Raw genomic sequence first — 14,535 nt, 5'->3', positions numbered from 1 at the left:
GTGCGCGTCGGAGCGCGGAGCCATCTTCCGGCCGCGGCCGTCATCCTCCGGTAGGACGACGTGGGCCCCCAGCGTCAGTCCTCGGTACCGAGAAGGTCCGAGCGGCGCACCAAACCGACCTGGAATGCGAACACCACCGCCTGCACCCTGTCTCGTGAGTGCGTTTTCGACAGAACGCGTCCCACATGCGTCTTCACGGTGGTCTCCGATATGTGGAGCTGCGCCGCGATCTCCGTATTGGACAGCCCATACGCCATGGCCTCGAGAACCTCCACCTCACGAGGTGTGAGTTCCTCCGGAAGCTGTGCGCGGTCCATCGAATCCTCGAGTAACGGCCCCACGTGCTGGAGTAGGCGGCGAGTGGCCCGTGCCTCGATCACGGCGTCGCCCCGGTGCACCGTCCGGATACCGTCGAGCAACTGTTCCGGTGGAACGTCCTTGAGGAGAAAGCCACTCGCCCCCGCCCGGATTGCGGACAGCACATACTCGTCGTTGTCGAACGTGGTGAGTACCACCACTTTCGGCGCATCTTCTGCGGCCAGCAGCTGGCGGGTGGTTTCGATGCCGTCCATGCGCGGCATCTGCACATCCATCAAAACGACATCGACGCGACGTGCCGCGAGTTCGGTCAGCGCTTGCCGCCCGTCCGACGCCTCGACTACCACCGACAGGTCCGGCTGCGAATCGATGACCATCCGGAATCCGGCGCGGACCAGTTGCTGGTCGTCGATCAGCGCAACATCGATGCGGCCGCCGTGTTCGTCCATGCACTCACCCTAGGTGTTTCCGTGAGGGAGGACGGCGCGGACCCGATAGCCGCCACCAGGTTTGGGACCAGCCGTCACCCGGCCGCCGTGGAGACGTGCGCGCTCCGTCATCCCGATCAAACCTTGACCACCTGCGGAGGGTTCGATGAGTGCCGCCGAAACGCCCCGGCCGTCGTCCACGACAGTGACAACCAGATCTTGCTCGGTCCAGCTCATTTCGACGTCGGCGTGCGCCCCCGGCCCGGCGTGCTTGAGCACGTTGGTCAGCGACTCCTGCACGATCCGGTACGCGGTCAGACTCGTTCCCGGTGGCAGTTCCCGCGGGTTACCTTCGATCTGCAGGTGCACGTCCACCCCATTTCTGCGAAGGTCTGCGACCAGCGACTCGATATCCGACGCACCGGGGATCATGGCGAAGTCCCGGGGTCGGTCCTCCCGCAACACAGACAGCAGTGCCCGCATATCCGTCAGCGCTTGCCTGCCTGTGGCGGCGATCGTCTCCAGCGCAGCGACAGCCGCTGCGGGATCCTGGGCGGCACCGTACCGTCCACCGTCGGCCTGAGCGATGACCACGGTCAGCGAGTGGGCGACGATATCGTGCATCTCCCGGGCAATCCGTGTGCGCTCGGTGATGGTGGCGATCTCGGCTTCCTGTTCCCGTTCGAGTTCGAGGAGCCGAGCTCGCTCCGCCAGCCCGTCGAGTTCCTTCATCCGAACCCGGCGCAGGTCACCGAACGCCCACACCGCGAGGACGAAGACGACGAAGGCGAGGGAGTTGTACACGATTATCTCGGACGACTTGCTGTCGGAGAAGTACTTCACCGTCGCGCCCACAGCCCCGACCATGGCGATACCGAGCGCGGTGAAACTGCTCCACCGCGGACCGTAGGCGGCGAAAGCGTAGAGCGCGATGGGGACCGCGACTACGGACAGCAGGAGGGTGTGTGCGATCACGACAAGATGCAGCACGGAGAACGCGGCGATGACGAAACCCGACACCACCGTGTGCGAACGACGCCAGGCCAGCGGCACCGTCATCCCCAAGGAAACGACCACCGCGGTCACGCTCGCCTCCACCGCGGTGAGGAGACTGAGAACGGTGACGACGCCGGCAACGCACACGTCGATTCCGCGACTGTGTTTCGCGCTCCATCGGTACCACTGTTCGGTGGAAGGAAAGCGGGCCATGCTGTGACGGTAGCGCCTGTTCACACGATCGGGCCGCGGGTGGCGCCGCACCCTGCAGGACTACCTGGACTGTGGGTACATTCTTCTCATGCGCTTCGGATTGTTCGTTCCTCAAGGCTGGCGCCTCGACCTCGTCGGTATCGATCCTTCCGAGCAGTGGGCGGTGATGCGCGACTTCTCGTTGCGTGCCGACCGCGGCTCCTGGGATTCGCTCTGGGTGTACGACCACTTCCACACCGTTCCGGCGCCCACCGAGGAGGCAACCCACGAGGCGTGGACCCTGATGTCCGCTCTCGCTGCCGTCACCTCGCGGGTGCGGCTCGGCCAGATGTGCACCGCGGTCAGCTACCGCAATCCCGCGTATCTGGCCAAGGTGGCCGCCACCACCGATCTCATCTCCGGCGGGCGAGTGGAGATGGGCATCGGAGGCGGCTGGTACGAGCACGAGTGGCGGGCCTACGGATACGGATTCCCCTCGCCCGGTGAACGTCTCGGTCGCCTCGAGGAAGGCGTTCAGATTCTGCGCCAGGCCTGGATCAACGGCAGCGCGACCCTTGCAGGCACGCACTACCAGGTGGACGGGGCGATCGTGCGGCCACTTCCCCTCCAAGAGGGCGGCATTCCCCTGTGGATTGCCGGTGGCGGCGAAAAGGTGACCCTGAAGATCGCGGCGAAGTACGCGCAGTACACCAACTTCGACGGCACTCCCGAAGGGTTCGCCCACAAGTCCGAAATCCTCCGCAGGCACTGTGAGAACGTCGGAACCGACTTCGATGCCATCGTCCGGTCGGCCAACTACAACGTCGCAATCGGAACCACCGAGGCCGAGGTCGAGCAACGACTGGCCACGCTGGTCGAGCGGGTCACCCCCTATGTCGGCGCCGAGGCGGCGGAGGGAACTCTCGGCGCCTTCCGCGGAATGCCGGGCGTGGGTACCCCGGATCAGATCATCGAGAAGCTGTCCGCTCTGAAGGCGCAGGGCATGACCTACGGCATCTTCTACTTTCCCGAAGCCGCGTACGACACGTCCGGTATCGAGCTGTTCGAGAAGGAAGTGCTCCCGGCGCTGCGTTGATCGACGGCTCGCAGGCCTACAGTGGCGGCATGTTCGTCGTCACCCTGAACACCGGCACCGTGTGGCTGAGCCCGCCGGTCGTCAGCGACATCGACGCGATCTGTGCCGCCTGTAGCGACTCCGCGATCGCCGAGTGGACCACCATGCCCTCGCCCTATGCACGATCGGACGCCGAGCACTTCGTGTGGCGGACCGTCCCCTCCGGATGGGCGGATCGCAGCCCGGTCTGGGCAATTCGCGAGCGCGCCGACGGACCGGCGGTGGGGATGATCGGACTACTCGCCCGCGACAGCTCGTCGGCCGAAATCGGATACTGGCTCGCCGCCGGTGCCCGCTCTCGAGGTCTCATGGCATCCGCGGTGGAGGTGGTGTGCGACTTTGCGTTTCGGCCGGATGGGATGGGTCTCGAACGCATCGAGTGGCGTGCCTTCGTCGGCAACCACGACTCCGCGGCGGTGGCCCGCAAACTGGGATTCCGGTTCGAGGGAGTGCAGCGCCGTGGGCTGCTCCAACGTGGAGTCCGGCGGGATTCGTGGATGGCAGCGCTGCTGGCGGACGACCCGCGCACGCCGGCAGACGGCTGGCCCGACTAGTTCAGCGCAGGCTCTCGGGAAGCTCGTGCTCGGACACGGCCACTCGCTGATCGGGACTCGTGCGCACGTGTTCCGACTCGGGGATCTTGCCCTCCAGAAATTCCCACTCCGCCTGATCGATGGCTTCGGCTGCGCGGGCGCGCACCGAGGAGTCGCGCGTCCCCCAGGCGATGGGCATCGGACTGACCATCTCCCAGGTGTCGGCGGCGCTGTGCGTGTTGCGGTCGCTCAGAAGCGCGACGGACGGCACCCTGTCGCCGACGTTCTGCTTCTGGTGTGCACGGATCGGAACGTTCCGGGTGACCAGCACGTACGACGGCCGCCCTGCCGCAGGCTTCGCTGCGTCGATCAGCGACAGCAGCGTGAGCGCACGCGGGTGCACCTCCGAGATCACGGCCGGGACCAATGGACTCTTCGCATACAGGTCTTCGATGCTGCCCACCTTCTTGGGCACCCAGAACGCCACCCACACCGACGTGAGAGCGACGAGCGCCACCACGACGCCGAGGATGATCGACCACGGATGCCCGAGCAGGATCAGCCCCACAGCCGCGGCCGCGAACAGCAGGGCAACGATGACCGCGGACACCTGGAGGCGTCGCATATCGGCGAACGTCTGATTCACAGACTTCGCGTAGGCCCGATCGACGGTGAACTCGAAATGTCGCACGGCACCAGCTTAGAGTCCGAGGCTCCGCGGCGGCGGAGTCACCCGATGGCGGGCCCGAGGAGGTCGTCGGCGTCGGTGATCCGGTACGCATAGCCCTGCTCCGCCAGAAAGCGCTGCCGGTGTGCGGCGTACTCGGCGTCGAGGGTGTCGCGGGCGACGACGGAGTAGAAGTGCGCTTGGCCGCCGTCCTGCTTGGGGCGCAGCAGCCGTCCGAGCCGCTGGGCTTCCTCCTGCCGCGACCCGAACGTGCCTGAAACCTGTACCGCGACGGATGCTTCCGGAAGGTCGATCGAGAAGTTGGCAACCTTGCTCACCACCAACGTCTGGATGTCCCCTGCCCGGAAGCTGTCGAAGAGCTCCTCACGTTCCTTGTTCTTGGTGGAGCCCTTGATGACCGGTGCGTTCAACGCCTCACCCAGCTCGTCGAGTTGGTCGAGGTAGGCGCCGATGATGAGCGTGGGTGCATCGGTATGCCGCTCGAGGATCGATTTGACCACTGCGATTTTCGTGTGTGCTGTTGAACACAGCTTGTACCGCTCGTCGGGTTCGGCGACTGCGTAGGCCATGCGCTCGGCATCGGTCAACGTGACCCGCACCTCGACGCAGTCGGCGGGAGCGATCCAGCCCTGCGCCTCGATGTCCTTCCACGGTGCGTCGTACCGCTTGGGGCCGATCAGCGAGAAGACGTCGCCCTCGCGACCGTCCTCACGCACCAACGTGGCGGTGAGGCCGAGGCGGCGACGGGACTGCAGGTCGGCGGTCATACGGAACACCGGGGCCGGAAGGAGGTGGACCTCGTCGTAGATCACGAGGCCCCAGTCGCGGGAGTCGAACAGTTCGAGGTGCTTGTACTCACCTTTGGTCCGGCGCGTGATCACCTGATACGTGGCGATGGTGACGGGCCGAATTTCCTTGCGCTCACCGGAATATTCGCCGATTTCCTCCTCCGTGAGGGAGGTGCGGGCGATGAGCTCCCGTTTCCACTGGCGTCCCGCGACGGTGTTCGTGACGAGGATCAACGTGGTGGCTTTCGCCTTGGCCATGGCCGCGGCACCGACCATGGTCTTGCCTGCGCCACAGGGAAGGACGACGACACCGGAACCGCCCGCCCAGAAGGAGTCGGCTGCCATTTCCTGGTAGTCGCGCAGATGCCAATGGCCGTCCGCCGATCCGGGCGACGTGCCGTCGTAGTCGAGGTCGATCTGGTGGGCTTCACCGTCGACATATCCGGCGAGGTCTTCGGCCGGCCAGCCCACCTTGAGGAGGAGCTGCTTGAGTCGTCCGCGCTCACTCGGATGAACTACGACGGTGTCGTCGTCGACACGGGCGCCGAGCATCGGGGCGATCTTCTTGTGCCGGGTCACCTCGGTGAGTACGGCGCGGTCCAGACTGACGAGAGTCAACCCGTGCGCGGGGTTCTTAACCAGCTGCAGGCGGCCGTACCTGGCCATGGTGTCGACGATGTCGACCAGCAGAGGCTGCGGCACGGCATAGCGGGAGAAGTTGACGAGGGCGTCGACCACCTGTTCGGCGTCGTGCCCGGCCGCTCGCGCATTCCACAGGGCCAGGGGAGTGATGCGGTAGGTGTGGACGTGTTCCGGCGCACGCTCGAGTTCGGCGAACGGCGCGATCGCCTGCCGGGCGTCGTTCGCGCGTTCGTGATCGACCTCCAACAGCAACGTCTTGTCGGATTGGACGATCAACGGTCCGTCGGTCACGGAAGCCTCCTTGTCACGCCGGATTCTGGCCAGCCTGTCCATTGTCCTGGTATGGGCGTCGGCGCGCCACGTCGCCACCCCTCACCTGGCTCGATACCAGCACATTCCGGGCGGTGGCCGCCTAAATTGAGAGGTGAGCCGGTGGTTCCCCCAGAGACGAGGCCTGAGATGACCCAGCCCCCCGACCCCCCACGTCCCGATCCGAACACCCCCGGCCAGCCGCCGAACAACCCGCAGCAGCCGTACCAGCAGAATCAGCCCTACCAGCAGGGCCAGTACCCGCAGCAGCCGTACCAGCAGGGCCAGTACGGTCCGCCGCCGGGACAGCAGGGCCAGTACGGTCCGCCGCCGGGACAGCCGGGTCAGTACGGTCCGCCGCCCGGACAGTACGGGCAGTACCCGCCCGGCGGTCAGTATCCGCCTCCGAAGAAGTCGCGCAAGGGCCTGTTCATCACCCTCGCTGTGGTCGCCGTGGTACTCCTCGCCGCTGTCGCCGCAGTAGGCCTGTTCGCCGTGCGTAGTGCCGACCAGAACAGCCTCGACGTCGGAGATTGCGTCTTCTTCGAATCCGCATCGACCACGGCCGCCGAGACCGAGCACGAAAAGCGGGACTGCTCCGACGACGACGCCACGTACGAGGTGGCCACCAAGCAGGACGGTGACGTCCAGTGCGGTGACGACTACTTCTCCTACACGCTGGTGGGGGAGGACGACACCGTCGAAAGCACGCTGTGCCTCGTCCCGAACATGGTGAAAGATTCGTGCTACCTCCTCGAGGACGACGGCAGAATCGTTCCGGGTGTCTGTTCCCAACCCGACACCGTCACAGTGGTCGAACGCGTCGACGGCCAGGACGACGAATCCCTGTGCAACCAGTTCGACGCCGCATTTCCCATCGCCTTCTCGGAACCGCAACGCACCTACTGCATCGAGGTGAACTTGACCGGTTAGCGACTTCGCAACCGTGAGTGCCGTTCCCGTCGCAACGAGGCCGTGCCGATGCGCTGTGGCGGGGAAAGTGCAGGCGTACCGTCGACGTCATGACCGACGACCAGGTTGCGCCGTGGGATGACATCTACCGAGGCGATGCGGAGAACTTTTCGGGACCGGTGCCATGGAACATCGGTGAGCCGCAACCCGAGATCGCCGGACTGATCGCCGAGGGCAAGTTCCGCAGCGACATATTGGACGCGGGCTGCGGACATGCCGAAACTTCCCTCCACTTGGCGGCCCAGGGGTACACGGTGGTCGGTCTGGACCTGTCGCCGACGGCCATTGGCGTGGCTCGGGCAGCCGCGGCGGACCGTGGACTGACGACGGCCACCTTTCAGGTGGCGGACATCAGTTCTTTCACAGGCTTCGACGGACGGTTCGCCACGATCGTCGACAGCACCCTGTTCCATTCGCTCCCCGTGGACCGTCGCCGCGACTACCTGCACGTCGTCGCCCGAGCGGCGGCGCCCGGTGCGCAGTACTACATCCTGGTGTTCGCGAAGGGTGCCTTCCCCGAGGGGCAAGGACCGAATCCGGTGACCGAGGAAGAGTTACGCGAGGCCGTCTCGGAGTACTGGAACATCGACGATGTTCGCCCCGCATTCATCCACGCGCTGCTCGGACCGGAGGAGGCCGCGAACTGGGAGCGCGACGACAAGGGCCGGGCCATGCTGCCTGCATGGCTACTGTCGGCTCACCGCGACTGATAATGGGTGGGGTGACACCGCGCGAGTCGTGCGGCGCAGCCAAGCGCAGCCCCTGCCAACGATCTATATCAGCTGGCAGGGGCGCTACACGGACAACCTGCTACGTGATGACGAGCGGCGCATGAGAAATTTTGGCGAGCACGGGTCTGGAAGTCCAGAGACTGTGATCCACGCCATGGCACAAATTTCAACCACCCTGAATGCCGGGTCGCGGCTGGTGCTTTCAGCCCTGTGAGTACTTGTTAACCGCGGGCGGTTAACAAGTACTCACAGGGGGGTGTCAGGCGCCGATCGAGGCCTTCATCATCGGGAGCATGGCCCAGAGCTGATCCTGCCAGTAGCCCCAGGTGTGGGTTCCGGAGGCGGGGAAGTCGTAGTGCGCGGGGATTCCCAGCGTGTCGAGCCGTACCTGGAAGGCGCGGTTCTGGGCGAGGGCGATCGCTTCGAGGCCCATGGCCGTGCTGGTGTTGAACACGCCGATGGCGGAGTCCGGCCGGTCGTACGCACCGGGCAGCCCGCTTCCCGCGGAGATCCACATCGGTAGCCCGCGGAGCAGGGGGGCGACGACGAAGGGGTCGTTGCGGAGCCAGGCCGGATCCCACGGCGGCCCCCACATGGAGTCGGAGTTGTAGCCGCCGGAGTCGAGCATCGACACCCGAATGGCTTCGCGCATGCCCGGTGCCGACAGGTTGAGATATCCGGACATCGAACCGGCGAACGTGAACTGGTCGCGGTGATATGCGGCGAGTATGAGAGCTGCGTTGCCGCCCATCGACAGCCCGGCCACGGCGTTGCTCGTCCGACTGATGCCGTACACGTTCGCGAGGAAGTCGGGCAGGTTCTGGGTCAGGAACGACTCCCACTTGTAGGTGTAGGGCTGTCCGTTGGTATTGCTCGGGGCGTACCAGTCCGAGTAGAAGCTGGACATCCCGCCGACGGGCTCGACCACGTTGATTCCGTGATCCGACAGCCACGCGGCGTTGGTCTCGTGCTCCCAGCCGCTGACGTCGTTGGGTGCGCGGAGGCCGTCGAGCAGGTATAGGGCCTTGTTGCTGCCGTTGTTCGCCAGCCAGATCCGTACCTTGATCTGCCCGACACCTCCCGGGGCGGCAACCCAGTGTTCACGCAGCCGGTCATACGGGTTCGCGGCAGCAGTTCCGCCTCCGGCCAGTACGAATGCCAACGGCAGAATGACCACAGCGACCATCAGACGTACGACTGCGCGCAGCATCGTCCGCCGGCCCGTTCCGGTAACACTCATGTTCCAGCCTCCTGGTAGTCGTCCCCGGCCAGGTACATACCCGTAACACGTTATTGCCCGGAAACCCTGAGTCCAGGTGTTTGGGCACAATCGTTATCCGAGGCGCCGTTCAGTCGACTCGTGCGACGGAGGTGATTCGGTGCAGTGTGAAGCGACGGACACTGCCACTCGCCGGGTCGAAAGCGTCGAGTTGACCACCGCCGACGCTCACGGGGTCGACGATGCGGTGCGTCGCGACGCCCTGCGCGTCGACGTAGCCGATGGACACGCTGCTCTTCTCGCGGGCGGCAGTGCTGAGCAGTGCGACGGTGGCAGCACTGCTTGCTCGCGACCCGTCGGCGCGGATGCTGCCGCGGCCGTGAGCCGATGCGGCCAGATCACCCGCACGCAGGGTGCGGACCACTGCGTCGAGCTGCGCTTCGGTGGCGACAGCCGGTGCTCGAGACCCGGGGGCCTTGCGACGGGTCAGCACCCGCGCGCCCCGCGGACGGAGGTCGACCAGCGCTCCCGAAGAATCCTCACCCGCGGGCGCGAACCCGGCGGCGCGCAGTTCGTTCAGTACCTCCCGCAGCGGGGCCTGCGACACCGCCACCGTCGGCGCCAGCGCGCGGAGCGCCAATGACGCGGCCACGGGCGACGCCAGCACCTCGGCGAGCAGGGCGGGATCCTCACAGCGGACGAAGGACGAGGCGACTCCGGCCCGCAGCCGTCCGTGCCGCCGGGCAACGTCGTCGATCAGGTACGACAACGACTGCGGCACGGGGGTGCGCGACCGGGTCGCAAAGAGGCTGTGCAGCTCGGCGGCAGTCATCCCTGCGTCGAGTGCCCTGCGCACGCTGTCTTCGCTGATTCGGTACATGGACGCGGCGCCGGCCGACTCGATGTCCGCGACCAGCGCAATCTGCTCGAGGAGGTCGGGTGTGAGCGGTCCCGGAGCGACGACGGTGAGGTCGGCCTGCACGAGAACGTGGTCGACGGGCTCGGGGAGTGAGGCATGCATCTCCGCCTCGGCGTCACCGCCGTGGATAAGCGCACGACCGGCAGAGCTGAGGGCGCCGCGCGCGACCAGACCGAGAGTCGCGGCCTCGTCGAGGGTCCGCTCCACCGCATGGACGCGCAGTCGGGCACCCCACCGCGGGCGACGCCAGGCGAGCAGTCGGCTCAATTCCGCGGGCGCGACGGACTGACCGCTCCCGAGTTCGGCGAGAAGCCCGAGGATCGTCTGCCGGTCGCGGGGTGCGGACGGCGCCCGCACCTCCTCCGACAAGGCGGCAACCGGTTTGTCGTTGGAATCGCGCATACCGATGAACCACGCCATGCGCGGCAACTCGAGCCATCCGGAGGCCAATGCGTGCCATCGCCGGGCGATCGGCGCATTCAGCCAGTTGTCGACGGCGGCCGTCGGAGCCCAGTAGCTGTCCCCACTGTCCGAGGGCGGAGCCGGATCAGGCGCGCCGCTCGCGATCAACCCGGCCGCCGAGAGAAGCTCGACCAGCAGACTCAGCCGGTTCTCGTCGATCCCGGACACCTTCGCGATGCGCCGTAGCTCCCGGACACCCAGACCGCCGGCCCGCAGGGCGGGCGCGGGTGCCTCTCCGAGAACCTTGACGACGTCCTCGCAGTGGCGGACCAGTTCGAGGGCCTCACCCGCCGCTGCGGCATTGATGTCGGCCGGTTTGTACTTACGGCCGGTCACGGCGGGCGGCGTCAGGGAGGTGGGGTCGAAAGCGGCTTCACCGCGCAGGACCTGACGCACCTGGAACGGCAGCTCCACCGTCTCTTCGTCGACCCAGCGCAGGAGTCCTGCGGCGAGAAGGCGCTGCACGGGCCGATCGGCAGGCGTTCCCGGGGCCGCGTCCCGCGTCCGACCGACGGACGTGGAGCGGGCGAGCGTCTCGAGGATGTCGCGTTCGACCGTCACCAGCTGTGCCAGAGCAGCGGTGATGCCGGCCTCGTCGAGCGTCTCCGTGGGCTCGGCGATACGTCCGACGCGCCACGGAATGGTCGCGACGACGGCGGGAACGATGCGGAGATTGTCGGCATCGCCCCACACCAGTGCCAGCGACCGCAGGGTATCGAGGGTGGCGTCGACCGTCTTCTTGGTCACCCTCGTCCCCACTGCGCCCAGGAGTGTGGCGCGGGAGACAGGCATCTCGTCCGCTTTGTCGAGGGCCAGTAGTTCGAGGATGCCGAACTCGAGCGAGGTGAGATTGTCGGCGGCACGGGCCACCGACGCCCGCTGTTCGGCACGTCCGGCGAGAACGACGATCGTGGCAGGCGGAGGGACCGCCAAGTCGGGGCGCGCACGAAGCAGCGCGATCAGGTGGGCGTCGCTGCGCGCTGCCAGCCAGTCGGCGAGACTTGCGCCGCCGGCGGTGCTCGTAGCGGCGCCGGGGGTCGTGACGGTGTCGTCGGTGTCGGTCATCGACTATCAGATTAGAGACCTGGGCTGTACGTCGCCGACCGCTCCTGTCAAAATGTCCCCGTGGCTAACAATTCTAAGAAGCAGTATGTGGATCCAGGGTGGCCCGAAACCGCCGATGGAGATCACGCCGTGACCGAACTGTCGTCGAGCCGGGCGGGCGGTCTGTCCCCGTTCGGCGAGGACACCGAGTTCCCGCTGCCGGCGGAGTCGTTGCCGTACGCGCATCCGCACACGGTGATCAACCGCTAGTACAACGGCAGAAGAGGGGCCCTGCACCGGAATGGTGCAGGGCCCCTCTTCGCTGTGCCGAGAGGACTTACTGCGGAAGCAGGGCCCGGTTGGCGTCGATGAGCTGCAGGATCTGGGGATCGATCTGGATACCCTGAGCCTTGACGGCCTCGATGGCCGAGTCGATGGCGTCCGCAGCCTGCGGGGCCGCATTGGTGCTCGGAACGCCGCTGGTGAGGTCGGGGAGCGCCGGGGCCTCCGGGACGTCGGGCACGGTGGCCGGCGCGTTGCGCTGGGTGGGGGCGCTGCTCAGGCCGAGGCTCGAGGAGCAGGACGGCCATGCGCCCCATCCCTGCGAGTCGAGAACACGCTCGGCAACGACGATCTGCTCTTCGCGTGAAGCCTGGTTGGCGGTGGCGGCGTACTGGCTACCGCCGTGTGCGTTCCACGTGCTGGGCGAGAACTGCAGGCCGCCCTGGAAGCCGTTTCCGGTGTTGATGCCCCAGTTTCCTCCGGACTCACACTGCGCGAGGCGGTCCCAGTCGGAATCGGGGGCTGCGTTGGCGGTGCCCGAGAAGGCTGCTCCGGCGACGCCCATGATGGCGCCGGTGACGGCGACCTTGGCGACGGTACGGCCGGTGGTGGTGGGCTTGCGATGACGTCCGCTCATAGTGGGTCGAGATCCTCTCCACACGCGCCTGCGAGGTCAGCTGTCGGGTTCGGGCTGAGAGGTCGCCCGGCCTCACCCCTCCTGGCTTGGAGAGGGTCTGGCTTCACCCCGAGGTCCGACTGTGCGTGGCACATTCGGACCGGTGTCCGCCTGGGAACTCGAGTTCCCTGGAGGACTTTGGGTCCCCCGTCCTCGTCCCTGGAATGCTTCGTCGGGACTCCGGTACCCGCGGGACGAGGCTTGGCGCGGCGGGCCGGATGTGGCCGATGTTTGCTCGACCGCTGACGACGGTAACGGTCCGAGGCCTCAGTGTCACCATTTGATAACGCCGCGTGTCCGTGCCTGATGCAGCCCACTATTCGGGGCCTCGCGGACTCTTCCCAGCTAGTAGCGGCGAGACGTGCCTATCGCCGACCCGTTGCTCTTCTGTTACCGGGCCGTTATGTGAGTAACGTCACATCAGCGTGGAGCGTCGACTATGTCCTTGCCGAGAGGCATGAGCGAGATCGGAATCATCTTGATGTTCGCCACGGCGAGGGGGATGCCGATGATGGTGATCGCCATGGCAACCGCGGTGACGACGTGGGCGATCGCCAGCCACAGACCGGCGATGATGAACCAGATGACGTTGCCGATCAGCGACGCCACCCCGGCCGTCGGTTTGTCGACGACCGTCTTCCCGAACGGCCACAGCGCGTAGACGCCGACGCGGAAGGAGGCGATCCCGAACGGAATGGTGATGATCAGAATGCAGCAGAGGATTCCGGCGACGAAGTAGCCCAAGGCGAGCCAGAGCCCACCGAAGATCAGCCAGATGATGTTGAGCAGAAGTCTCATGATCGTCCCGTCGTAGTGAGGGTCTGGATGTCGTCGCCGAGCGTGTGCACGATCAGCGTGTTCGTCGGCCCTGTCTCAGCGCCGCCACGATCCCGAGAAGGAAACCGATCGGGCACGCGAGCGCGATGAGATACAGGACGAGTCCGGGATCGCTGTCCGAGACCACCGGGGTGAGAAAGATCGCCACGATCGCGAGGAATCCGACCGCGAACAAGGCAAGCGCCACCCGCAGCAGACCATCGTGGGTGCGGGGGGTCCCGGGCGTGCTCGGGGGAGTCGATTCTGGGGGCACACCAGCAACGATAATGCCTGGAAACCCGAATGCCGGAGGCAGTGTGTGCAAGGTAGACTGTGGATACTGCGCGTCCCGCACCAAAGGTGGGGCGCGTTGTTTTGCATACCAATTGCACTTCAAGTGATGAGCGGGTGAACGCGGTGCCGACCGGCAAGGTGAAGTGGTACGACGTCGAAAAGGGCTTCGGCTTTCTGTCGCAGGAAGAGGGGGAGGACGTCTATGTGCGTTCGTCCGCTCTGCCCGAAGGCGTCGAGGGCCTCAAGGCCGGCCAGCGCGTCGAATTCGGCATGGCCGCCGGGCGGCGCGGTCCTCAGGCGTTGAGCTTGAAAGTGCTCGACCCGGCGCCGTCGCTGCGCCAGAACGCCGGGCGCAAGGAACCTTCCGCGAAGAAGCACACGCCCGACGAATTGCACGGCATGGTCGAGGACATGATCACGCTCCTCGAGGCGAAGGTGCAGCCCGACCTGCGCCGGGGCAAATACCCCGACCGCAAGACGGCTCAGCGCATCTCCGAGGTGGTCCGCGCCGTCGCCCGGGAACTCGACAGCTGACAGAACGCTTTCCGAAAAAGGAACCCCGCACCACGACACGGTGCGGGGTTCCTTTTTCGCTTGCTGTCGAATCAGGCCGTCTTGATCGACCAGGCGGCCCGCGCCTGCGTCAGCCCCTGCTCGTCGATGACGGCGGAGGGCAACTGGATCTCGACTCCGGCCAGTTGTAATTCTTCCGTCGACGGCACGGTCACTGCACGGGTCTCACCCGCGCGGTGCGCCCTCTCCTGCACGACGACCTGCCCCGAAGGGTCCTGATAGACGACGACCATGCGCCACGGTGCGTCGACGATCTCCTGCGGCAGCGACAACTGCAGCGCGGATCCCGGGGGCACGTTCAGCTCGGCAAGCCGGCCCGTCTCGCAGTTCTCGAGATACAGATTGCAGAACGCCAGTGGGGCCACTTGCTCCGCGTGGCCGTGCGCGAAGGCGGTGATCTCGGGCAGGCGGGGCTCGGAGTCCCGAATGAGCGTGTACAGAACCCCGACGAAGGCCACGGCTGCCACGACCAGTCCCACGGTGATCAGTGCCAGGGTCTTCTTGGTTCGCGCCTGCAT

16 protein-coding genes and 1 riboswitch are annotated in these 14,535 nt (G+C 66.3%); of the genes, 6 read left to right on the top strand and 10 right to left on the bottom strand.

The window, feature by feature from the left end; translation table 11 throughout:
* Positions 1 to 74: 74 nt before the first annotated feature.
* Both R4P95_RS03715 and R4P95_RS03710 read right to left on the bottom strand, forming a co-directional pair.
* A complete protein-coding gene (locus R4P95_RS03715; protein WP_213573388.1) occupies positions 75 to 767 on the bottom strand; it encodes a response regulator in 693 nt (230 codons plus the stop codon).
* Between the two features lie 9 nt (positions 768 to 776).
* Positions 777 to 1,955, bottom strand: a complete 1,179-nt coding sequence (locus tag R4P95_RS03710) for a sensor histidine kinase (protein WP_317743616.1) — start codon at positions 1,953 to 1,955, stop codon at positions 777 to 779.
* 88 nt (positions 1,956 to 2,043) lie between these two features.
* Here R4P95_RS03710 and R4P95_RS03705 point away from each other — a divergent pair, with 88 nt between their 5' ends.
* Entirely contained in the window at positions 2,044 to 3,030 is a 987-nt protein-coding gene (locus tag R4P95_RS03705; protein WP_213573386.1) for an LLM class F420-dependent oxidoreductase, read from the top strand.
* Between the two features lie 29 nt (positions 3,031 to 3,059).
* Positions 3,060 to 3,623 carry a GNAT family N-acetyltransferase gene (locus tag R4P95_RS03700; protein ID WP_317743615.1) on the top strand — a complete coding sequence of 188 codons (564 nt, stop codon included), beginning with the start codon at positions 3,060 to 3,062 and terminating at the stop codon, positions 3,621 to 3,623.
* A gap of 1 nt (position 3,624) precedes the next feature.
* Here R4P95_RS03700 and R4P95_RS03695 read toward each other — a convergent pair whose 3' ends face one another.
* The gene (locus tag R4P95_RS03695; RefSeq protein ID WP_159919841.1) at positions 3,625 to 4,293 is read right to left on the bottom strand and encodes a DUF3239 domain-containing protein; all 669 of its coding nucleotides are present in this window, start codon (positions 4,291 to 4,293) and stop codon (positions 3,625 to 3,627) included.
* 38 nt (positions 4,294 to 4,331) lie between these two features.
* Positions 4,332 to 6,011, bottom strand: a complete 1,680-nt coding sequence (locus tag R4P95_RS03690; RefSeq protein WP_109327371.1) for a DNA repair helicase XPB — start codon at positions 6,009 to 6,011, stop codon at positions 4,332 to 4,334.
* Positions 6,012 to 6,179: 168 nt separating this feature from the next.
* Between R4P95_RS03690 and R4P95_RS03685 the strand changes: the two genes are divergently transcribed.
* Together R4P95_RS03685 and R4P95_RS03680 are read left to right on the top strand one after the other, a co-directional pair.
* Positions 6,180 to 6,962, top strand: coding sequence for a hypothetical protein (locus tag R4P95_RS03685; RefSeq protein WP_317743614.1), 783 nt, complete (start codon positions 6,180 to 6,182; stop codon positions 6,960 to 6,962).
* Positions 6,963 to 7,051: 89 nt separating this feature from the next.
* Positions 7,052 to 7,711 (top strand): class I SAM-dependent methyltransferase, encoded by a 660-nt coding sequence (locus tag R4P95_RS03680; protein WP_317743613.1) that lies wholly within the window; start codon positions 7,052 to 7,054, stop codon positions 7,709 to 7,711.
* A gap of 280 nt (positions 7,712 to 7,991) precedes the next feature.
* On the opposite strand, the gene R4P95_RS03675 is transcribed toward R4P95_RS03680, so the two are convergent.
* Complete coding sequence (locus tag R4P95_RS03675; RefSeq protein ID WP_250777854.1) at positions 7,992 to 8,972, bottom strand: alpha/beta hydrolase; 981 nt, start codon at positions 8,970 to 8,972, stop codon at positions 7,992 to 7,994.
* Positions 8,973 to 9,081: 109 nt separating this feature from the next.
* Positions 9,082 to 11,397 carry a helicase-associated domain-containing protein gene (locus R4P95_RS03670; protein WP_317743612.1) on the bottom strand — a complete coding sequence of 772 codons (2,316 nt, stop codon included), beginning with the start codon at positions 11,395 to 11,397 and terminating at the stop codon, positions 9,082 to 9,084.
* Positions 11,398 to 11,457: 60 nt separating this feature from the next.
* Here R4P95_RS03670 and R4P95_RS03665 point away from each other — a divergent pair, with 60 nt between their 5' ends.
* Entirely contained in the window at positions 11,458 to 11,646 is a 189-nt protein-coding gene (locus R4P95_RS03665) for a hypothetical protein (protein ID WP_109327376.1), read from the top strand.
* A 67-nt stretch (positions 11,647 to 11,713) separates the two neighbouring features.
* On the opposite strand, the gene R4P95_RS03660 is transcribed toward R4P95_RS03665, so the two are convergent.
* The 3 genes from R4P95_RS03660 to R4P95_RS03650 all read right to left on the bottom strand — a co-directional run bounded on the left by R4P95_RS03660 (position 11,714) and on the right by R4P95_RS03650 (position 13,424).
* On the bottom strand, positions 11,714 to 12,295 hold the full coding sequence (locus R4P95_RS03660) for a resuscitation-promoting factor Rpf1 domain-containing protein (RefSeq protein ID WP_317743611.1): 582 nt from the start codon (positions 12,293 to 12,295) through the stop codon (positions 11,714 to 11,716).
* A 9-nt stretch (positions 12,296 to 12,304) separates the two neighbouring features.
* A riboswitch (cyclic di-AMP (ydaO/yuaA leader) is annotated at positions 12,305 to 12,519 on the bottom strand.
* 235 nt (positions 12,520 to 12,754) lie between these two features.
* Positions 12,755 to 13,132, bottom strand: coding sequence for a YccF domain-containing protein (locus R4P95_RS03655; protein ID WP_213573379.1), 378 nt, complete (start codon positions 13,130 to 13,132; stop codon positions 12,755 to 12,757).
* Positions 13,133 to 13,184: 52 nt separating this feature from the next.
* Positions 13,185 to 13,424 (bottom strand): hypothetical protein, encoded by a 240-nt coding sequence (locus tag R4P95_RS03650; protein WP_213573378.1) that lies wholly within the window; start codon positions 13,422 to 13,424, stop codon positions 13,185 to 13,187.
* Positions 13,425 to 13,567: 143 nt separating this feature from the next.
* On the opposite strand from R4P95_RS03650, the gene R4P95_RS03645 reads away from it, so the two are divergent.
* Positions 13,568 to 13,978, top strand: a complete 411-nt coding sequence (locus R4P95_RS03645) for a cold-shock protein (RefSeq protein ID WP_159926933.1) — start codon at positions 13,568 to 13,570, stop codon at positions 13,976 to 13,978.
* Positions 13,979 to 14,049: 71 nt separating this feature from the next.
* Here the strand turns inward: R4P95_RS03645 and R4P95_RS03640 are convergent, their stop codons facing one another.
* Positions 14,050 to 14,535 (bottom strand): DUF2771 domain-containing protein, encoded by a 486-nt coding sequence (locus R4P95_RS03640; RefSeq protein ID WP_317743939.1) that lies wholly within the window; start codon positions 14,533 to 14,535, stop codon positions 14,050 to 14,052.

Origin of the sequence: Rhodococcus sp. IEGM 27 (genome assembly GCF_033142305.1) — a bacterium.
GTDB lineage: Bacteria > Actinomycetota > Actinomycetes > Mycobacteriales > Mycobacteriaceae > Rhodococcus_F > Rhodococcus_F oxybenzonivorans.
The sequence above is the reverse complement of the archived record's forward strand: the minus strand, read 5'-3'. Positions and strand labels throughout refer to the sequence as shown.